Raw genomic sequence first — 17,734 nt, forward strand, 5'->3', positions numbered from 1 at the left:
GCTGATCTGTAGCAGATCTGCTGAGGCAGGAAAGAGCCGTGAGCTGCGGTCGAGGTCGCATTTCACCGCTCAGCCGGTGCATCTGGCAATGCCGGCGGATTTCCCCTATGGCCTTCTGAGGGAAACGGAAAGCATATCCGGGGATGGGAATGGCCAGAATTACCTATGTCGAGTTTAACGGCACCAGGCATGAAGTGAATGTTGCAAGCGGGCTGACCGTTATGGAGGGGGCCCGCGATAACGGAATTCCCGGAATCGAGGCCGATTGCGGCGGCGCCTGCGCCTGCTCGACCTGCCATGTCTATGTCGACCAGGCCTGGGTTGAGAAACTGCCGGCCCGCGATCCGATGGAAGAGGATATGCTCGATTTTGCCTGGCAGCCCGATCCGGCACGCTCGCGCCTGACCTGCCAGCTGAAGGTCACCGATGCGCTCGACGGCCTCGTGGTGCATATGCCCGAGCGTCAGATCTGAGCTGAGGCCGAAAACAGGCGAGGGGGCGCTGCCCCCTCGGACCCCGGGGATATTTGCAGAAGGGGAAGCCGGTAGCCAGGTATTCCCCTTTTGCAAATATCCCCGCCCCAGGCCCGCGCGCCGCGAAGCGGCGGGTTTTCAGCTCTCGCCCAGGGCTTCGGCTTTTTTGCGCACCAGCACATTGCGCAGATCATGCATCGCCAGCAGCAGATCATCACTCACCGCCTCGAGCTGCGCCGTCGAGGCCCGCCCCTGAGCCCATTGCGCGGTCAGATTGAGCTGTTCAATACATTGCCGCGCCGCCTCATTCTCGCGCGATTCCAGGATCTGCCGCCGCCCGTTCAGCCAGGCCTCAATCGCGGCGTGCTCAGCGGCGCTCAGCCTGTGCTCGCCATGGGCTTTGATATTGCCATTGCGGCTGTTCACCATGGCGATTTCGATCAGCTCCATCCGGCGCTGCCGGTTCGCGCTGTCGATCCGGAACACCGAGGCGCCATTCTCACGGATGCGGAAGTAAAATTCGGGAAGCGGATCGCTCATCTCTCAGCCCTTCAGACCGCGACACGGCGGCAACGGGCAGGATAGGGCGGGCAGGGCCGCAATGAAAAGGGGGCAGGCATTGCGGCCCGCCCCGGTTTTACAGAATGTCGCTGATCCTCAGACCAGGCTGGCGCAGAAACGCTGGATCCGCGTGCAGGCCTCGCGCAGCACCTCATCCGAAGTGGCATAGCTGACGCGGAAGTTCGGCGAGAGGCCGAAGGCAGCGCCAAAGACCACGGCGACGCCGGTCTCCTCCAGCAGCGCGGTGGCGAAAATCTCGTCATTGGTGATCACCGTGCCGCCCGGCGTGGCCTTGCCGATGCAGCCCGAGATGTCGGGGTAGACGTAGAAAGCGCCCTCGGGTTTCGGGCAGGTGATGCCTTTGGCCTCATTGAGCATCGAGACCACCAGATCACGGCGGCCCTGGAAGATCTTACGCCAGTCGGCAAGGAAATCCTGTGGCCCGCTCAGCGCCTCAAGCGCCGCCCATTGCGATACCGAACAGGTGTTCGAGGTCGATTGCGACTGGATCACCCCCATGGCCCTGATCAGAGCCACCGGGCCACCGGCATAGCCAATGCGCCAGCCGGTCATGGCAAAGGCTTTCGAGACACCATTGCAGGTCAGGGTGCGCTCATAGAGGCCGGGTTCGATCTCGGCAGGGGTGACGAATTCGAAATCGTCAAACACCAGATGCTCATACATATCATCCGACATCACCCAGACATGGGGATGGCGCATCAGCACATCGGTCAGCGCCTTCAGCTCATCGCGCGAATAGCCCGCCCCGGTCGGGTTCGAAGGCGAATTGAAGATGAACCATTTGGTTTTTGGCGTGATCGCGGCTTCGAGCTGTTCGGGCGAGAGTTTGAAATTGGTCTCAATCCCGGCCACCACCGGCACCGGGGTGCCGCCCGCCAGCTGCACCATATCGGGATAGCTGACCCAGTAGGGCGCGGGGATAATCACCTCATCCCCGGGGTTGAGCGTGGCAATCAGTGCGTTGAACAGGATCTGCTTGCCGCCGGTGGCGACGGTGATCTGGTTCGGCTCGTAGGTCAGGCCGTTCTCGCGCAGGAATTTACCGCAGATCGCCGCTTTCAGCTCGGGGATGCCATCAACCGCCGTATAGCGGGTCTTGCCGGCATCAATCGCCCGTTTGGCTGCAGCGCGGATATGGTCGGGCGTGTCGAAATCGGGCTCGCCTGCGCCAAGGCCGATCACGTCCTTACCGCTCGCTGCCAGCTCGCGTGCCTTATTGGTCACCGCGATCGTGGCAGAGGGTTTGACGCGGGCAAGCGTGTCAGAAAGGAAGGCCATCGGGAACTCCGTCTGCAATAATTGCATTCTTTTCGCCGAGGTCTTAGGCTCGGCCCCCCGTTCATACAAGCGATATCAGTATAAGGAGAGGCAGGATGGCGGAAAGCGGCAACAGAGCGGTTGCGGTGCCCGAAGATAACTGGTTCGCCGCTGATGTGGCGACCTTTGGCGACCGGCTGGCGGGAGCGCGCGAAGTGGCAGGGCTGAGCCAGGAAGAGCTGGCCCTGCGCCTTGGCGTGCGACTGACCACGCTGCAGGCCTGGGAGGATGATCTGGCCGAGCCGCGCGGCAACCGGCTGCAGATGCTGGCGGGGCTGCTGAATGTCTCGCTCACCTGGCTGCTGACGGCCGAGGGCGACGGGCTTGCTGCGCCACAGGAAGGCGACCGGCCGCTGCCTGCGGCCGTCAGTGAGGCGCTGACCGAGCTGACGCGGCTCTCGGCGCATGCATCGGCGCTTGCAGCCGAGGTCGCGAGGGTGGAAAAGCGCCTGCGACAGGCTTTGCGCCAGGGGTAAGAGATGAGTGATACGACAAGCGGACTGCTGCCTGGCGAGAGCCGCGACGATATTGACCCGCAGGCCCGGCTGAAGCGGATGAAAATGCGCAGCTGGCGGCGTGGCATCAAGGAAATGGACATGGTTTTCGGCCCCTATGCCGATGCCCGCCTGGACCAGCTGGATGCTGCGGCGCTGGAGCTCTATGACCGGCTTCTGTGCGAAAATGACCAGGTTCTGCTGACCTGGGTGCTGGGCACCGAGCAGGCGCCGGACTGGACCGCGCCGCTTTTGGGCGAGATTGCCGCCTTCGCCAGCGCCCGGCTGCGGCGCTGAAACCGGACCAGCCCCCGGTCAGGAGGGGGCTGGTTGCGTAAAAATTATCAGAAAACGTTTCGGGTTTACCGAATGTTTGTGCTTTGTGCCGATTCTGCCCCTGTCAACACAGGCGGAGCCAGCATGCCCCTCCCTCAACCTCTTCTCGATGGTTCGCAAAAAGCGTTCCTCTCCTGCTATCTCGACAATCTGGGGCTGGTAGAACGCCTGCACCGGCTGTTGCTGGATGTGATCAAGGATGAGTTCGAACGGCTGAACCAGCTTGATGTGAATCCGGTCCAGGCCCTGCTGCTGTTCAATGTCGGTGAGAATGAGGTCACCGCCGGTGAGCTGAAAACACGCGGCTATTATCAGGGCTCCAATGTCAGCTATAATCTGAAAAAGCTGGTGGATCTGGGCTATATGCACCATCAGCGCTCGGATATTGACCGCCGCTCGGTGCGGGTGAAACTGACCGAAAAAGGGCGGTTGCTGCGGCTCAGGCTGGGCGATCTGTTCCGCCGCCAGGCCGAGGGGCTGGAGCGGCGGGGGATGATCGATATCAGCGGCATGGACGAGATTAACACCTCGCTGCGGCGGATGGAGCGGTTCTGGGCCGAGCAGATCCGCTATATCTACTAGCTGCCCTTCCGACCCGCCGGCAAAAGCCCGGCCCGTCAGTTCAGCTTGCGGCGCGGGGTAAAGGGCAAAGGCGCAACCGGTACGCCCTCTTCGATCAGGGCGCGGGCCTCTTCGGCGCGGACCTCGCCATAGATCACCCGTTCAGGGGCGGCGCCTTCATGAATGCGGCGCGCCTCGCTGGCAAATTCCTTGCCGACATATTCGGAATTTGCCTCGAATTCGCGGCGCATGGCGGCGAGGGCCTTTTCGAGATCGGGGGCAGGAAGCGCGGCCGCTGCCGGTGTTGGGGCCGCCCCAGCCCGGGCGCCGCCGGGAAGGGCAGGCGCTGCCGCCGGTTCAGCCGCGGCCGGATCCCGGGGGGGCTGTTCCGGCTTTGCCGCGCTGCGGGCCGGGCGGACCGAAGGCACCATCAGCGCCTTTTCCACATCGGAAGAGCCACAGTCCGGACAGGCGATATGACCGGCTGCCGACAGCCCGTCATAGGCCGCCGCATCGGCAAACCAGCTCTCGAAATTATGCCCTGAGAGGCAGCGCAGGGAATAACGGATCATCGCTCTTTCCAGTACCTCGACAGGGGGCGGCTTCCTGGCCGCGCAATCGATAAGCTTTTCGTCTAGCTGGCGTTTTTTGATCAAAGCGTCAATCCCCGACAGGCCGGATGCTCTGGGCCGGGGTGTGTATTCTCTTGTAAAATATCGGGAGCCAGGGCGGCGGGCGCAAGGGGAGCCCGGGCCCGATGAAAACTCACTTCAGCACTGAGCGCTCACCAGATCGCGCCTCTGCCACTCTGAACCTGGCCAGCTCAGACCGCCGGGGCCGTGCCAAAGCTCAGGATCAGCTCCCGCAATTCCGGCTCGGCGACTTTACGGGCCGCTTTCACCGGGTTGAACCATTTGCGCCGGCGCTGGGTCTTTTCCGGAAAATCGGTCGCCAGATTGCTGACCTCAAGCGCGAAAACCTCGACCTCGCAGAGCAGATCGGCCTTCCGGTTGCGCCTTTTGTCATAGAGATAGCGCCCGAGCGGGCTTTCGACGATCTCGCCGGTCACGCCGGCTTCCTCCCAGGCCTCGATTGCCGCCGCCTCATGGGGCAGGCGGTTCTTCATCGGCCAGCCCTTCGGCACGATCCAGCGTCCGGTATCCCGGCTGGTGATCAGCAAAATCTGCCGCGTCCCCGCAGCCTTTCGCCAGCACAAAGCCGCAAATTGCCGCTCGGCAGCACCGGGGGGTTCGGGATCAGTCAGATCGGCCAGTGCGGGGGTCTCCGGATTCATATCTTCCTCTTCCGCCGCCATTGCCCTGGCGCGCGGGTCTGTGTTGCTCCGGCGGGCCGGATCTGTTCGGTATCGCGCTGATATAGGGCGGACCGGCCTGAAACTGAATGCCGCGATGATAACAAATCCGCTGGTTTATCCCAGAGTTAAGCGGCTTTGCGCCGATTTTTTGTACATCTGTGTTATTTCTTCATCGCGGCAGGCAATGGCCGGTGCGAACCGGCGGTATTGCCGGGCGCGGCGGGATCCGCGCGCCCGGCCCGGGGCTCCCGGGGCTACAGGGGATCAGCCGGCCAGCGGCGCGCGGCGGTTCCAGTAAACCGCTGCCTCGATCTCGGCGCAAAGCGCGATCAGCTCCTCATCGGCGCCAAAGGGCGCAGCGAGATGCATCCCGACCGGCAGGCCGCTTTGCGACCAGGCCAGCGGCAGCGAGGCGGCGGGCTGGCCGCTGGCATTGAACACCGCGGCGAAAGGCGAATAGGCAAAGCAGCCCTGCGGCCCCAGCCGGAAGCCGAGGTAATCCTCGCGCGTATGGTTAAAGCGCCCGATCCTGGCCGGTGGCTCGGCGAGCGTGGCCGAGAGCAGGATATCGTAGCCCGCACCGCTTTCGGGGGCGAAGAAGGCAGCCATTTCGCGGCCGAAATCATGGATCTCCTCGACCGCCTCCAGATAGCGCAGCGGCGACAGGCTTTCAGCATAGCGCAGCGCATCGCGCCCGACCGCCTCGACCATCTCCTCGCTGAGGGGGCGGCCTTTGAGTTTGCCGCGAATGGTCAGCGCCGAGCCGACAGCAACAATATCAGTCCAGGCCTGCATCATCGCGGCAATGCCGGCCCTGGGGCAGGCGGGTTCGACATGATGGCCGAGGCTTTCGAGCAGCTTTCCGGTCTCGCGCACCGCTGCCGCGACCTCGGGGTCAATCGCCTCGCCGGTGAAACTGGTGTCGCAAAGCGCGATACGCAGCCGGCGCGGCGGGCGCGAAATTGCCTGGGCATAGCCCTTTTGCAAAGCCGGGGCGTAATAGGGCGCGCCCTGATCCGGGCCCTCCACCGCATCGAGCATCACCGCAGTGTCACGCACCGAACGGGTCAGAAAGCCGTCGATTGCCATGCCGGCCCAGCCCTCGCCGGACCAAGGGCCATCGGGCAGCCGGGCGCGGGTAGGTTTAAAGCCAAACAGGCCGCAGGAGGAGGCGGGCACCCGGACCGAGCCGCCGCCGTCTGAGCCATGCGAAAAGGCGACGATCCCCGCCGCTACTGCCGCTGCCGCGCCGCCGGAGGAGCCGCCGGGGGTATGGTCGGTATTCCAGGGGTTGCGGGTCGGGCCGCCGTAAACCGCCGCCTCGGTGGCTATGCCGACGCCGCCTTCGGGGCTGGTGGTGCGGCCAAAGGTAACGACGCCGGTGGCGCGCATCCGCGCCATCAGATTGCAATCGGCGCTATAGGTCGAATTCATCGACAGGCGCGAGCCGTTATGGGCGGGCAGGCCCTTTGCCTCGAGCCCGAGATCCTTGATCAGGAAAGGCACACCGCGGAAGGGGCCGGGCGGCAGTCCGGCGCGGATCTCAGCGCGCGCCACCTCTTCTTGCACCAGCACCACGGCATTGATGGCGGGGTTGCGCGCCTCGGTCGCCGCCAGGGCCGCATCGAGCAGCTCTTCTGCGCTTACCTCTTTGCGTGCCACCAGCCCTGCCAGTTCGGTGGCATCCCTTGCCCCAAGATCGCCGATCATCCTGTTGATTCCTTTCCCTGTCCGGCTGTTCGCCGCTTTTGGCTATCTGGCAATGCCGCTGCGGAAAGGTCCAGCCCCGCCCGGCCCGGCTCCGGGTCCGGAAACGACATTTCCCCGAATGCCTGCGGCAGCGGAGCGGTCCGGCGCAAAGAGGCAGGCTTGACAGAATATCGCGGGGCATTATGCACGGAACATCTTCGGTTCCGCCGCGTCAGACCGGCGGAGAAAAGGGAATGCGGTGCGCCGGGCTGACCGGCAGATCCGCAGCTGCCCCCGCAACTGTAAGCGGCGAGCGGCGACCGATTATGCCACTGGGGGGAGGCCTGAGCTTCAGGTGTATCCCCGGGAAGGCCGGTCGACCGTTAAGACCCGCAAGCCAGGAGACCTGCCGGAGACGCTCACCCTTTCCGACGCGCGGGGCGCGCGCCGGGAGGCGGCTGTCCGCCAGAGGTGACATCGGCTGCTTCGCTGCCTTCGGGCCATCGGAGCAGGGTGTATCACAACAGGCGGCTCTGTAGCCGTCGGGAGGGACAAGATGAAACGTGATATTTCACGCCTCGCGCTGCTGGCGGCGCTGGCCACTGCCCAGGCCATCGCTCCGGTTAGCATGGCCCAGGCCCAGGAAGCTGAAGACCTCGGCACCATCGTGCTTTCGGCTTTGCGTACTGCCACAGAGCGTCTGCGCTCGGGGGTCTCTGTATCGGTCGTGACAGCGGCAGATATCGCCAAAGACCGCAGCACAACCGTGGCAGATTACCTCACACGGCTCCCGGGCGTTTCGCTCACGCATTATGGCCCCTTCGGCAATACTGCCGAGCTGCGGGTGCGGGGGCTGGGGTCGGGTTATCTGACGGTTATGATCGACGGAATCCGCGTCAATGATGCGTCGAACCCGAAAAACATCTTCGATTTCGGCAGTCTGCTGACTGCAGATATTGGCCGGATCGAACTCCTGCGCGGATCCCAGTCGGCGCTCTGGGGGAATTCTGCGGTGGGCGGGGTGATCAGCATCTCGACGTTCGGCGCAGAAGACGAGGCGGGCTTTGTGCAGAAAGCCCAGCTTGAGGCCGGAAGCTATGGCACGGCGCGGCTTGGTTATGGGCTGAGCTATCGGGATGAGCGTGCGGAATTTGCGCTTAATGCCACGCGGTTTCATACCGATGGCTACTCCACGTTGCGCTCAGGACGTGAGGCGGACGGCGGTGATGCAGAGCGGCTTTCCTTCTCCGGGCGCTACAGGCTGAGCGAGGGGCTGACGCTTGGCGGCGCGATTTTTACACAAAACACCCGTCAGGAATATGACGGATCGGATGCCGCAACCTATGCAATGCTGGATGCGGATAATGAGCAGCGCCGCCGCGAGACAGGCGCGCGGCTTTTCGCGGAAGTTAACGACGGAGACAGCAAACATGTCTTTGAAGTTTCGGTCTATGATATAAACCGCCGTTTTGACGAGGAGATCATCAGCAGCGGTGTTTCGACCGGGCGCAGCCAGAACGCCTATGACGGGCGTCGCATCTCCTTCGGCTGGCAGGCCAGCACCGCGTTCAGTGATCAGCTGTCCTTCGTTTATGGCCTCGACCACAGCGAGGATGAGGTCAGCTATGTCGGGGGATATGGCAGTCTGCCCGCCGATCAGGTCTCGACCCGGATCAGCGGTGCCTTTGGGCAGGTTATATGGTCGCCGCGCCCGGATCTCGATCTCTCGGCCTCGCTGCGGGTGGATGAGGATTCCAATTTCGGCACTTTCACTACCGGGAGGGTTGCTGTTGCCTGGCAGGCGAATGAGGCGCTGACCCTCTCGGCTTCGGCGGCACGGGGCTATCGTGCGCCGACGATTGATGAGCGTTTCGGAGATTATACTTCAAGTGGCTGGGTAATAGGAAATCCAGATCTTAATCCGGAAGAGAGCTGGTCATATGAGCTGGGGGCAGAATGGGCGCTGGCATCCGGCGGCAGTCTCTCGGCAACTCTGTTCCGCATCGCGCTTGATAATCGCATTCAGGCTGATTTCGCCACGGCTCCGCCAAGCTATGTCAACGCAAGCGGTGCTACCGTCCTGCAGGGGCTGGAGCTGGGGGCCACAGCCGCTTTGTCAGATCTCTGGACGCTGCAGGGCGCTTATACCTATACCGATGGCAAAGGCCCGGATGGCAGCCGTGTCTCTGGTGTGCCCTATCACACCTTTGCTCTTTCAGTTGATGGCGAGATCACAGATAAGCTCTCGGCCCATATCGGCATGCGCCTTATGTCGGGCTGGCAGGATGTGTTCTCAAGGCGCGACATGGGCGCTTTCGCGCTGTTTAATGCTCAGGCCAGTTACCAGCTGAGCGAGAATAGCGAGGTTTATCTGCGGATCGAAAACCTGTCTGATCGCGATTATGAAATCAGCGACGGTTACGGCACCTCGGGTCGTGCAGGCTATATTGGCCTGAGCCACAGGTTCTGATCCGATGCTTTGGCTTCGCCCTCTGCTGAACCTGGCGGCGCTTTTGCCCCTTGGTTCCCTGATGGCGCAGGCTGATGAGGCCTTTCCCGGGCGGGAGGGGGGCATCCCTCCCGCCCGGGTCGTTTCGGTCAATCTCTGTACCGATCAGCTGGCGATGCTGCTGGCGGCACCGGGGCAGCTGATCTCGGTTTCGATGCTGGCGCGTGACCCGCTGGTTTCCTCGATGGCGGCGGAAGCGGCGGAATATCCGGCCAATTACGGCTCGGCCGAGCAGGTGTTTCTGCTGCAGCCCGATCTTGTGCTGGCCGGTACCTATGGCGCTGCGGCGAGCACGGCGCTGTTGCGCGGGCTGGGGGTCGAGGTGGTGCAGGTGGCGCCGGTGAACAGCCTGGACGGTATAAGCACCCAGATCCGGGCCGTGGCCAGCGCTCTGGGTCGCGCCGCCGCAGGTGAGGCGCTGGTGGCCGAATTTGAGGCCGGGCTCGCGCGGAGCCGCAGCCCGCTCGCGCCGCGCCCGGCCGCGCTCTATTATGCCAATGGCTATACCACAGGGCAGGGGACGCTGGCCGATGAGCTGCTGCGGGCCGGGGGGTTCAGCAATATCGGCGCCGCGGCCGGGATCACCGGTGGCGGCACCCTGCCGCTCGAGCGGCTGATCATGGCTGCGCCCGAGGTGATCGTGACCTCAACCCCCTATCCCGGGGCCTCGCGTTCCGAAGAGATCCTCTCTCATCCGGCGCTGCTGGCTTTGCGCGCGCGTGCGGGCGTGGTCGCGACCACCGATGCCGACTGGGTCTGCGGCACGCCGCATCTGTTACGCGCGCTCCGGGCGCTGCGTGATGCCCGCGACACTCTGGAGGCGGGATGAAGCTGCTGATCTCTCTCGCGGCGCTGGTGGTGGCGCTGTTTTTTGTCTCGCTGCTGACCGGCCCGGCCGGGCTGGGAATGGGCGACAGCCTCGCGGCTTTGATCACCGGCGAGGGCGGGCCGGTGGCGCTGGTGATGCAGGAAATCCGCCTGCCGCGCGCGCTGCTTGGCCTGATGATCGGCGCGGCGCTGGGGCTGGCCGGGGCGGCGATGCAGGGCTTTTTGCGCAATCCCCTGGCCGAGCCCGGGCTGATCGGCATTTCCTCTTCGGCGGCGCTCGGCGCGGTGATTTCGCTGCAAACCGGGCTGGCGGCGGCTTTCGCCTTTGCCCTGCCGCTGGCGGCGCTGGCCGGGGCGGCCCTGTCCTGCGCGCTTTTGCTGGCCATGGCCGGGCCGCGCGGCGGGGCGCTGGCGCTGATCCTCGCCGGGATTGCGATCTCGGCTTTATCGGGGGCGCTTTCGGCGCTGGTGCTGAACCTCTCGCCCAATCCTTTTGCCGCAGCCGAGATTGTCTATTGGATGATGGGGGCATTATCGGACCGCTCGATGAGCCATGTCTGGCTGGCCGCGCCCTTCCTTCTTTGCGGCATGGCAGCGCTGTTCAGCCTTGGTCCGGCGCTCGACGGGCTGACGCTGGGTGAGGATGCGGCCGCGAGCCTTGGCATTGATCTGGCCCGCAGCCGGCTGGTTCTGGTGCTGGGCACGGCGCTGGCGATCGGAGCTTCGGTGGCGGTGGCCGGGGCGGTGGGCTTTATCGGCCTCGTGGTGCCGCATCTTCTGCGCCCGCTGACCGGGGCACGGCCGGCAAAGCTGCTGCCGGCGGCAGCACTTGGCGGGGCGGCGATGCTGCTGGCGGCCGATATTGCCACCCGGCTGATCGCGCCCGAGCGGGATCTGAAACTGGGGGTGCTGACAGCTCTGGTGGGGGCGCCTTTCTTCCTGCATCTGATCTGGAAGCTGCGGAGGCTTGAGGCATGAGCCTGATGTCTTTGAAAAACCTGACGGTTCTGCGCGGCAGCTGCCCGGTGGTTGATCATGTCAGCCTGGAGATTGGCCCGGGCGAATGTATCGGGCTGATCGGGCCGAATGGCGCGGGCAAGACCACGATGCTGCGTGCCGCCCTCGGGCTTTTGCCGCATCAGGGTCAGTCCAGCCTTGCCACCCTCACGCCCCGGGCGCGGGCAAGGGCGGCGGCCTTTCTGCCGCAGGGGCGCGAGATTGCCTGGCCCGTCAGTGCCGCGGATCTGGTGGCGCTTGGCCGCACCGCCTGGGGCGAGACCGCCGATCCCGCCCATCCGGCGGTCCTGGCGGCGCTGGCGCGGATGGGGATCAGCGCTTTTACCGCGCGGGCGGCGACCGAGCTGTCAGGGGGAGAGCAGGCGCGGGCGCTGATTGCCCGGGCTCTGGCTCAGGACACGCCTTTGCTGATCGCGGATGAGCCCGGCGCCGGGCTCGACCCCGAGGCGCAGATCCGCATGATGCAGGTCTTTGCCAGCCTCGCGCGCGAGGGGCGCTCGGTGCTGGCATCGGTGCATGATCTGGGGCTGGCGGCGCGGCATTGCACCCGGCTGATCGTCATGGCGCGCGGGCGGCTGGTGGCGGACGGGCCGGTCGGCGCGGTGCTGCAGGATGCGTTGATCGAAGAGGTTTTCGGCATCCGTGCCTACCGGGCCGAAACGCCCGAGGGGCTGGTGTTCCAGCCGCTGGAGGTTTTGCGATGATCCGCGCCGAATTACAGCGCCCCTGGCTGATCGCGCGGCTGGACCGGCCGATGCGGCTCTTGTCACATGCACCTTTCGGCGCCGGCTATGTGACCGGGCAGACCGTGCTCTGGCGCGAGGTCAGGAATGCCGATCTGCCGCAGGATTTTGACGCTGAGGCCTGGATCCCGGCGGAAATGGCGCGTGCCCCGGCCCCGGGCGAGGTGGGGATGCTGACCTCGCGCGATGTCAGCAGCTGGCGCCAGGCGGCGGCTGAGGCAGAGGGGGCAGGGGCCGAGGCGCTGGTGACGCTTGGCCTGTCCAATGCCGAGGCCGTGGGCACAAGGCTGCCCTGGCACAGCGCCGATTTCGGCACGGTGAATATTCTGGTCGCCTGTTCGGTGCCGCTGACCGAGGCGGCACAGCTTGAGGCGCTGACCATTGCGGTTCAGGCCCGGACAGCGGCGATCATCGATCTGGGGCTCGAGCTGTCGAGTGGCCGCGCCACCGGCACCGGCACCGATTGCATCGTGCTGGCCTGCCCGGCAGGAGCGGGGCGCTATGCCGGGCTGCATACAGCGGCGGGCGAGGTGGTGGGGCGCGCGGTGCGCGAGGCGGTGAGCCTGGCCGGGCGCGACTGGCTTGGCTGGCGCGAGGCGGCGCTGGCGGCCCGCAGCGCCCGCCAGAGCGCGTAATCGCGCCCCGTGCAGCAGAGCTTTGCCCATAAAAAACGCGCCCCGAAGGGCGCGTTTTTCGTAATATTTCAGCCAGATCAGGCGCTTGCCGCCTGTTTCTTCTTCGGGCCACCTTCGGTGTGAACCAGGAGCGGCACGGCTTTGCCAGCCACAACCTCTTCATTCACCACCACTTCCTGCACGCCTTCCATGCCCGGCAGTTCGAACATGGTGTTCAGCAGGATATCCTCCATGATCGAACGCAGGCCGCGCGCGCCGGTTTTGCGCTTGATGGCGCGGCGGGCGATGGCCGAAAGGGCCTCGGTGGTGAAGACCAGCTTCACATTCTCGATTTCGAACAGGCGCTGATATTGTTTGACGAGGGCGTTTTTCGGCTCGGTCAGGATGGTGACCAGCGCGGCCTCATCAAGGTCTTCCAGAGTGGCGACCACCGGCAGACGGCCAACAAATTCCGGGATCAGACCGAATTTCAGCAGATCTTCCGGCTCGAGCTCTTTGAACAGCTCGCCCACACCACGCTCATCCGGGCCCTTGACCTCGGCCCCGAAGCCGATGCCTGAACCCTTGCCACGCTGGGCGATGATCCGGTCGAGACCGGCAAAAGCCCCGCCGCAGATGAACAGGATATTGGTGGTATCCACCTGCAGGAATTCCTGCTGCGGATGTTTGCGCCCGCCCTGGGGCGGCACCGAAGCAACGGTGCCCTCCATGATCTTCAGCAGCGCCTGCTGCACCCCCTCGCCCGAGACATCGCGGGTGATCGAGGGATTGTCGGATTTACGGGTGATCTTATCGACCTCGTCGATATAGACGATGCCGCGCTGCGCCCGCTCGACATTATATTCCGAGGCCTGCAGCAGCTTCAGGATGATATTCTCGACATCCTCACCGACATAGCCAGCCTCGGTCAGCGTGGTGGCATCGGCCATGGTAAAGGGCACATCAAGGATGCGCGCCAGGGTCTGCGCCAGCAGCGTCTTGCCGGTGCCGGTCGGACCGATCAGCAGGATATTCGACTTTGACAGTTCGATATCCTGTTTCGAGGAATGGTTCAGACGCTTGTAGTGATTATGCACCGCGACCGAGAGGACGCGCTTGGCATGGGCCTGGCCCACCACATAATCATCAAGCACTTTGCAGATCTCGCGCGGGGTGGGGACCCCTTCGCCCGATTTCAGCCCCGAAGATTTGGTCTCTTCGCGGATAATGTCCATGCAGAGCTCGACGCATTCATCGCAGATGAACACGGTCGGGCCAGCGATGAGCTTGCGGACCTCATGCTGGCTCTTGCCGCAGAACGAGCAATAGAGCGTGTTCTTGCTGTCGCCCGAATTGGTAGCCATACCTCACCCTTTGCCGTCTGCCGCGCGCTTTGCGGCCGCTGTCTGGGAAGTTTAGGCCAAGGCCCGGACCTCCACAACGCCAAATCGCCCTTTTTGACCTTCCCCCGGCAGGGACTGGGTTCTGCCGGGGTTTTTACCCAAAAACAGCAGGAAAACGGCTGTTTCAGGGCAGAAGACAGGGCGAAACCCCTTATTTCGACTGATCGTCGGCCTTGCCGCGCTCGGTGACGATCTCGTCGATCAGCCCCCAGGCTTTGGCTTCTTCGGCCGACATGAAATTGTCGCGTTCGAGCGCGGCTTCAACCGTCGCGTAATCATTGCCGGTATGTCTGACGTAGATTTCGTTCAGCCGGCGCTTCAGCCGCTCGGTATGGCGGGCGTGAATCAGGATGTCGGTTGCCTGACCCTGGTAGCCGCCCGAGGGCTGGTGCACCATGACTGAGGAATTGGGCAGCGAGTAACGCATGCCTTTCTCACCGGCGGTCAGCAGCAGCGAGCCCATCGACGCCGCCTGACCGACCACCAGGGTCGAAACCTTCGGGCGGATATATTGCATCGTGTCATAGATCGACAGGCCAGCGGTCACCACGCCGCCCGGCGAGTTGATATACATCGAGATTTCTTTGGTCGGATTCTCGGCCTCAAGGAACAGCAGCTGAGCGCAGATCAGGCTGGACATGCCGTCATGGACCGGGCCCGACAGGAAAATAATCCGCTCCTTCAGCAGGCGCGAGTAAATGTCATAGGCACGCTCGCCACGGCTGGTCTGCTCAACCACCATGGGGACGAGGGTGTTCATATAATGCTCTGCGGGATCGCGCATCGGGCCTGCCTCTTCAATTCATATGAAAGCGTTATCGCCGGAAGGTTTAGAGAGTCTTAGTGATGCGCTTCGGCAGCTGCAAGGGCAGGTGAGCCACAGCCCTGCGAAAGCCGCCGCCCGGCTCAGCGCGACAGCTGCAGCCCGGCCGCCAGCCCGCCCAGACGCGGGCTCTCGCCAAGGCTGAGCTTTCCGCCATGACTGGCGGCAATATCCGCAGCAATCGACAGGCCGAGGCCAACCCCGCCGCCGCGGTTCGGATCGCGTGCCTCGCCCAGCCGGGTGAAGGGCTGTAACGCTTTGTCGCGCTGATCTGCCGGAATGCCGGGGCCGTTATCCTCGACACTGATCGACAGATCCTCGCTGCGGAAGCTGAGGGTGATCTGGATCGTGGTGCCATGGCGCAGCGCATTCGAGGTCAGATTTTCCAGGGCGCGGCGGACACCCTCACGGCGCAGCCGGACGGGCCTTGGGCTGCCGCTAATGATCAGCGGCAGCACCTTGCCGCCACCACGCCGGGCGCCGGCCATAACTTCCTCAACCAGATCAACGACATCGGTCAGCTCTTCGCCCTCGGTCGCATCGCCGCGCACATGGGAGAGAAACTCATCCACCAGCCGCTCCATCTGCAGCACATCGCCCTGCAAATCGCGGGTATCCTCATCCTCGGGCATCAGCGAAAGCTGCAGCCGCATCCGGGTCAGCGGCGTGCGCAGATCATGGCTGATGCCAGAGAGCATCAGCATACGCTGCTCGATCTGCTGCTCGATCCGGGCCCGCATCTGCAAAAAAGCCTGCCCCGCCGCCCGTACTTCCAGCGCGCCGCGCGGCCGGTAGCTGATGCGCTCGCCACGGCCAAAGGCCTCGGCTGCCCGGGCCATACGGGCAATCGGGCGCAGCTGATTGCGCAAAAACAGGAAGGCAATGATGGTGAGCAGCACCGAGGCACTGGCCATCAGGACCAGGAGCTGATGCGGATTGGTCGCCGACATGCGGTGGCGGGCAATATCGGCCTGAAGCGGGCCGAGCCGGGTCTCGAGCCGCAGCCGGACCATCCGGTCATCGCCGGTGACATCGACGGCCTGCAGCCCGAGAATTTCTTCATGCAATGTGGCGATGATCTGACGCCCCGAGAAATCAAAGCGCCCGCTCTGATCGCTTTCGGGGGCCAGAGGTCCTGCGGGCAGGCTCAGCCCGATCTGCAGCGGCACGGCGGCCGCCTGCGCCAGTTCCATCGCCTGATCCGCATCGCGGCCTGTGGCGAATTCGGACAGGATATAGGCCAGATCCAGCGCGACGCCGCGGGTCATCTGCGCCGTCACCCCCTCATAATGGCGCTGGATAAAGGCCATAGACACCACGAGCTGAATCGTGACGATGGGCAGGATCAGGATCAGGGCGGCGCGTCCATAGAGGCCGCGCGGCAGGAATTGTTTGAATCGCAACATGGCAAAGAGGCTAATCTTGTCGTCCGGGGAAAGAAAGCCGCTCGCGCAGCCTGAGGCGGGGCTTTGTGTCACGCTGCTGCCGGGGCTGCGCAGCGTGCTGGCAGAGAACCCCTCACCGATGACCGGGCCGGGCACCACCACCTATCTGCTGGGCGAGGGCGAGGTGACCCTGATTGATCCGGGCCCGGCCGGGCCCGGGCATCTGCAGGCGATTCTCGCGGCGCTGGCCCCGGGCGAGCGGATCACAGCGATCCTCGTCACCCATCCGCATCTCGATCATTCAGCGCTGGCCCCGGCGCTGGCGGCTGCGACCGGCGCGCCGGTTTACGGCTTTGGCGCCGCCGGCACGGCGCGCTCGGCGCTGATGGCGCATCTTGCAGCCCAGGGCCTGCGCGGCCCGGAAGGGGTGGATCAGGCCTTTCGCCCCGATATTCTGTTGCGCGATGGCGAGATCCTGAAGACCACAGCCGGGCCGCTCATCGCTTTGCATACGCCGGGCCATATGGCCGAGCATCTGTGCTTTGGCTGGCAGGGGCAGCTGTTTTGCGGCGATCTGATCATGGCCTGGGCGCCGAGCCTCGTCTCGCCGCCTGAGGGCGATATGGGCGATTACATGGCCTCGTTGCAGCGGCTGCAGGGCCAAGGCTGGCAGCGGCTTTTCCCGGCACATGGGGCGGTGATTGATGATCCCGCTTCCCGGATCGCGGAATTGCTGGCGCATCGCCTGGCCCGCGAGGCGCAGATTCTGACGGCGCTGGCCGGGCTGGGGCAGGGCGATCTGAACGCCATCCTGCCCCTCGTCTATGCGACAACCCCCGAGGCGCTCTGGCCTGCGGCAAAGCGCAATCTGCTGGCGCATCTGGCGGATCTGGTGGCGCGGGGCAGGGTAGAGGCGGAAGACTGGCCCTCAGAATATGCCCGGTTCAGAAGGAGATAGCGGAAAGACAAGAGATTTGCGAAAAGCTGTTTTTGCCTCTTGCGACCCCGGGAGCCCATGGCTATACACCGCCTCGCATGATCCGGCGTAGCTCAGCGGTAGAGCAGTTGACTGTTAATCAATTGGTCGTAGGTTCGATCCCTACCGCCGGAGCCATGCAAAACCGCGCCAGAGCAACAGCCTGGCAAAAATGTTCCGGCGTAGCTCAGCGGTAGAGCAGTTGACTGTTAATCAATTGGTCGTAGGTTCGATCCCTACCGCCGGAGCCATTTTCCTTTAAGCCCCTGTAGCTACGCTCAAACTGCCTTCTCGGCTGGGTTTGATATACAGGCTTGATGCACGTAAGCCTTTGATACGCCTTGCGAACGGCTCTTATCGGAGACGTTCATGGCGCTTGCCTCACACCTCGTTAGACGCACTGCAATCTACTATTGGCGGCGCAGATTGCCTGCGGCGCTCGGTGCAAAAGTTATCCTCGTAAGCCTGCGCACCGCCGATCCTGCCCTTGCCCGCCGTTTGGGGGCCTTTGTCACCGCTGAAAGCAATCGCGCCTTTGCGCCGCCACACGGCCATGAGGAGCGCCTGAAGCACGACGTCGGTAGTTTGTCTGCTTTGCATCGACCAGCCGACGACGCGGCGGGAGTAGAGGTCGATCACGACAGCAAGATAAGCAAAACCCTCTTGGGT

The 17,734-nt window shown here is 64.1% G+C and carries 18 protein-coding genes, 2 tRNA genes, 2 pseudogenes and 1 riboswitch; of the genes and pseudogenes, 13 read left to right on the plus strand and 9 right to left on the minus strand.

Going from position 1 to position 17,734, the window contains the following annotated elements:
- Nucleotides 1-149: 149 nt before the first annotated feature.
- Entirely contained in the window at nt 150-473 is a 324-nt protein-coding gene (locus H0485_RS11630) for a 2Fe-2S iron-sulfur cluster-binding protein (RefSeq protein WP_226935705.1), read from the plus strand.
- Nucleotides 474-611: 138 nt separating this feature from the next.
- Here H0485_RS11630 and H0485_RS11635 read toward each other — a convergent pair whose 3' ends face one another.
- On the minus strand, nt 612-1,013 hold the full coding sequence (locus H0485_RS11635; protein WP_226935706.1) for a hypothetical protein: 402 nt from the start codon (nt 1,011-1,013) through the stop codon (nt 612-614).
- 117 nt (nt 1,014-1,130) lie between these two features.
- Nucleotides 1,131-2,333 carry a pyridoxal phosphate-dependent aminotransferase gene (locus tag H0485_RS11640; protein WP_226935708.1) on the minus strand — a complete coding sequence of 401 codons (1,203 nt, stop codon included), beginning with the start codon at nt 2,331-2,333 and terminating at the stop codon, nt 1,131-1,133.
- Between the two features lie 95 nt (nt 2,334-2,428).
- On the opposite strand from H0485_RS11640, the gene H0485_RS11645 reads away from it, so the two are divergent.
- The 3 genes from H0485_RS11645 to H0485_RS11655 all read left to right on the plus strand — a co-directional run bounded on the left by H0485_RS11645 (nt 2,429) and on the right by H0485_RS11655 (nt 3,784).
- A complete protein-coding gene (locus H0485_RS11645) occupies nt 2,429-2,848 on the plus strand; it encodes a helix-turn-helix domain-containing protein (protein WP_226935710.1) in 420 nt (139 codons plus the stop codon).
- A gap of 3 nt (nt 2,849-2,851) precedes the next feature.
- Nucleotides 2,852-3,163 (plus strand): FAD assembly factor SdhE, encoded by a 312-nt coding sequence (locus H0485_RS11650; RefSeq protein WP_226935712.1) that lies wholly within the window; start codon nt 2,852-2,854, stop codon nt 3,161-3,163.
- A 123-nt stretch (nt 3,164-3,286) separates the two neighbouring features.
- Complete coding sequence (locus tag H0485_RS11655; RefSeq protein WP_226935714.1) at nt 3,287-3,784, plus strand: MarR family winged helix-turn-helix transcriptional regulator; 498 nt, start codon at nt 3,287-3,289, stop codon at nt 3,782-3,784.
- 35 nt (nt 3,785-3,819) lie between these two features.
- Here the strand turns inward: H0485_RS11655 and H0485_RS11660 are convergent, their stop codons facing one another.
- From H0485_RS11660 to H0485_RS11670, 3 genes are all read right to left on the minus strand, one after another.
- Nucleotides 3,820-4,335 (minus strand): DUF1178 family protein, encoded by a 516-nt coding sequence (locus H0485_RS11660; RefSeq protein ID WP_226935716.1) that lies wholly within the window; start codon nt 4,333-4,335, stop codon nt 3,820-3,822.
- A 251-nt stretch (nt 4,336-4,586) separates the two neighbouring features.
- Nucleotides 4,587-5,057 (minus strand): NUDIX hydrolase, encoded by a 471-nt coding sequence (locus H0485_RS11665; RefSeq protein ID WP_226935718.1) that lies wholly within the window; start codon nt 5,055-5,057, stop codon nt 4,587-4,589.
- Nucleotides 5,058-5,342: 285 nt separating this feature from the next.
- Nucleotides 5,343-6,788, minus strand: coding sequence for an amidase (locus H0485_RS11670; protein ID WP_226935720.1), 1,446 nt, complete (start codon nt 6,786-6,788; stop codon nt 5,343-5,345).
- Nucleotides 6,789-6,969: 181 nt separating this feature from the next.
- A riboswitch (cobalamin riboswitch) is annotated at nt 6,970-7,195 on the plus strand.
- Between the two features lie 128 nt (nt 7,196-7,323).
- Between H0485_RS11670 and H0485_RS11675 the strand changes: the two genes are divergently transcribed.
- The 5 genes from H0485_RS11675 (at nt 7,324) to H0485_RS11695 (ending at nt 12,499) form a co-directional block, all read left to right on the plus strand.
- Nucleotides 7,324-9,237, plus strand: coding sequence for a TonB-dependent receptor plug domain-containing protein (locus H0485_RS11675; protein ID WP_226935722.1), 1,914 nt, complete (start codon nt 7,324-7,326; stop codon nt 9,235-9,237).
- Nucleotides 9,238-9,298: 61 nt separating this feature from the next.
- Entirely contained in the window at nt 9,299-10,105 is an 807-nt protein-coding gene (locus H0485_RS11680) for an ABC transporter substrate-binding protein (RefSeq protein ID WP_435531501.1), read from the plus strand.
- Nucleotides 10,102-11,082 carry a FecCD family ABC transporter permease gene (locus tag H0485_RS11685; protein WP_226935726.1) on the plus strand — a complete coding sequence of 327 codons (981 nt, stop codon included), beginning with the start codon at nt 10,102-10,104 and terminating at the stop codon, nt 11,080-11,082. The genes H0485_RS11680 and H0485_RS11685 overlap by 4 nt, the downstream gene beginning before the upstream one ends.
- Complete coding sequence (locus H0485_RS11690; protein WP_226935727.1) at nt 11,079-11,825, plus strand: ABC transporter ATP-binding protein; 747 nt, start codon at nt 11,079-11,081, stop codon at nt 11,823-11,825. The genes H0485_RS11685 and H0485_RS11690 overlap by 4 nt, the downstream gene beginning before the upstream one ends.
- A complete protein-coding gene (locus H0485_RS11695) occupies nt 11,822-12,499 on the plus strand; it encodes an adenosylcobinamide amidohydrolase (RefSeq protein ID WP_226935729.1) in 678 nt (225 codons plus the stop codon). The genes H0485_RS11690 and H0485_RS11695 overlap by 4 nt, the downstream gene beginning before the upstream one ends.
- Nucleotides 12,500-12,576: 77 nt before the next feature.
- On the opposite strand, the gene clpX is transcribed toward H0485_RS11695, so the two are convergent.
- From clpX to H0485_RS11710, 3 genes are all read right to left on the minus strand, one after another.
- Nucleotides 12,577-13,842, minus strand: coding sequence for an ATP-dependent Clp protease ATP-binding subunit ClpX (gene clpX, locus H0485_RS11700; protein ID WP_226935731.1), 1,266 nt, complete (start codon nt 13,840-13,842; stop codon nt 12,577-12,579).
- A gap of 190 nt (nt 13,843-14,032) precedes the next feature.
- Nucleotides 14,033-14,665: an ATP-dependent Clp protease proteolytic subunit gene (locus H0485_RS11705; protein WP_226935733.1), complete on the minus strand. Its 633-nt coding sequence runs from the start codon at nt 14,663-14,665 to the stop codon at nt 14,033-14,035.
- 122 nt (nt 14,666-14,787) lie between these two features.
- Nucleotides 14,788-16,110 carry an ATP-binding protein gene (locus tag H0485_RS11710; RefSeq protein WP_226935735.1) on the minus strand — a complete coding sequence of 441 codons (1,323 nt, stop codon included), beginning with the start codon at nt 16,108-16,110 and terminating at the stop codon, nt 14,788-14,790.
- Between the two features lie 16 nt (nt 16,111-16,126).
- On the opposite strand from H0485_RS11710, the gene H0485_RS11715 reads away from it, so the two are divergent.
- The 4 genes and pseudogenes from H0485_RS11715 to H0485_RS21865 form a co-directional block, all read left to right on the plus strand.
- Nucleotides 16,127-17,047, plus strand: coding sequence for an MBL fold metallo-hydrolase (locus H0485_RS11715; protein ID WP_226935737.1), 921 nt, complete (start codon nt 16,127-16,129; stop codon nt 17,045-17,047).
- Between the two features lie 81 nt (nt 17,048-17,128).
- A tRNA-Asn gene (locus tag H0485_RS11720) sits at nt 17,129-17,203 on the plus strand.
- A 38-nt stretch (nt 17,204-17,241) separates the two neighbouring features.
- Nucleotides 17,242-17,316 (plus strand) — tRNA-Asn (locus H0485_RS11725).
- Nucleotides 17,317-17,434: 118 nt separating this feature from the next.
- Nucleotides 17,435-17,545 (plus strand): annotated as a pseudogene (locus H0485_RS21865) (DUF6538 domain-containing protein); the annotation flags it as partial.
- An 18-nt stretch (nt 17,546-17,563) separates the two neighbouring features.
- On the opposite strand, the pseudogene H0485_RS11730 reads toward H0485_RS21865, so the two are convergent.
- A pseudogene (locus H0485_RS11730) lies at nt 17,564-17,734 on the minus strand (DDE-type integrase/transposase/recombinase); the annotation flags it as partial.

Source organism: Pseudogemmobacter faecipullorum (genome assembly GCF_020539525.1).
GTDB classification, from domain to species: Bacteria; Pseudomonadota; Alphaproteobacteria; order Rhodobacterales; family Rhodobacteraceae; genus Pseudogemmobacter; species Pseudogemmobacter faecipullorum.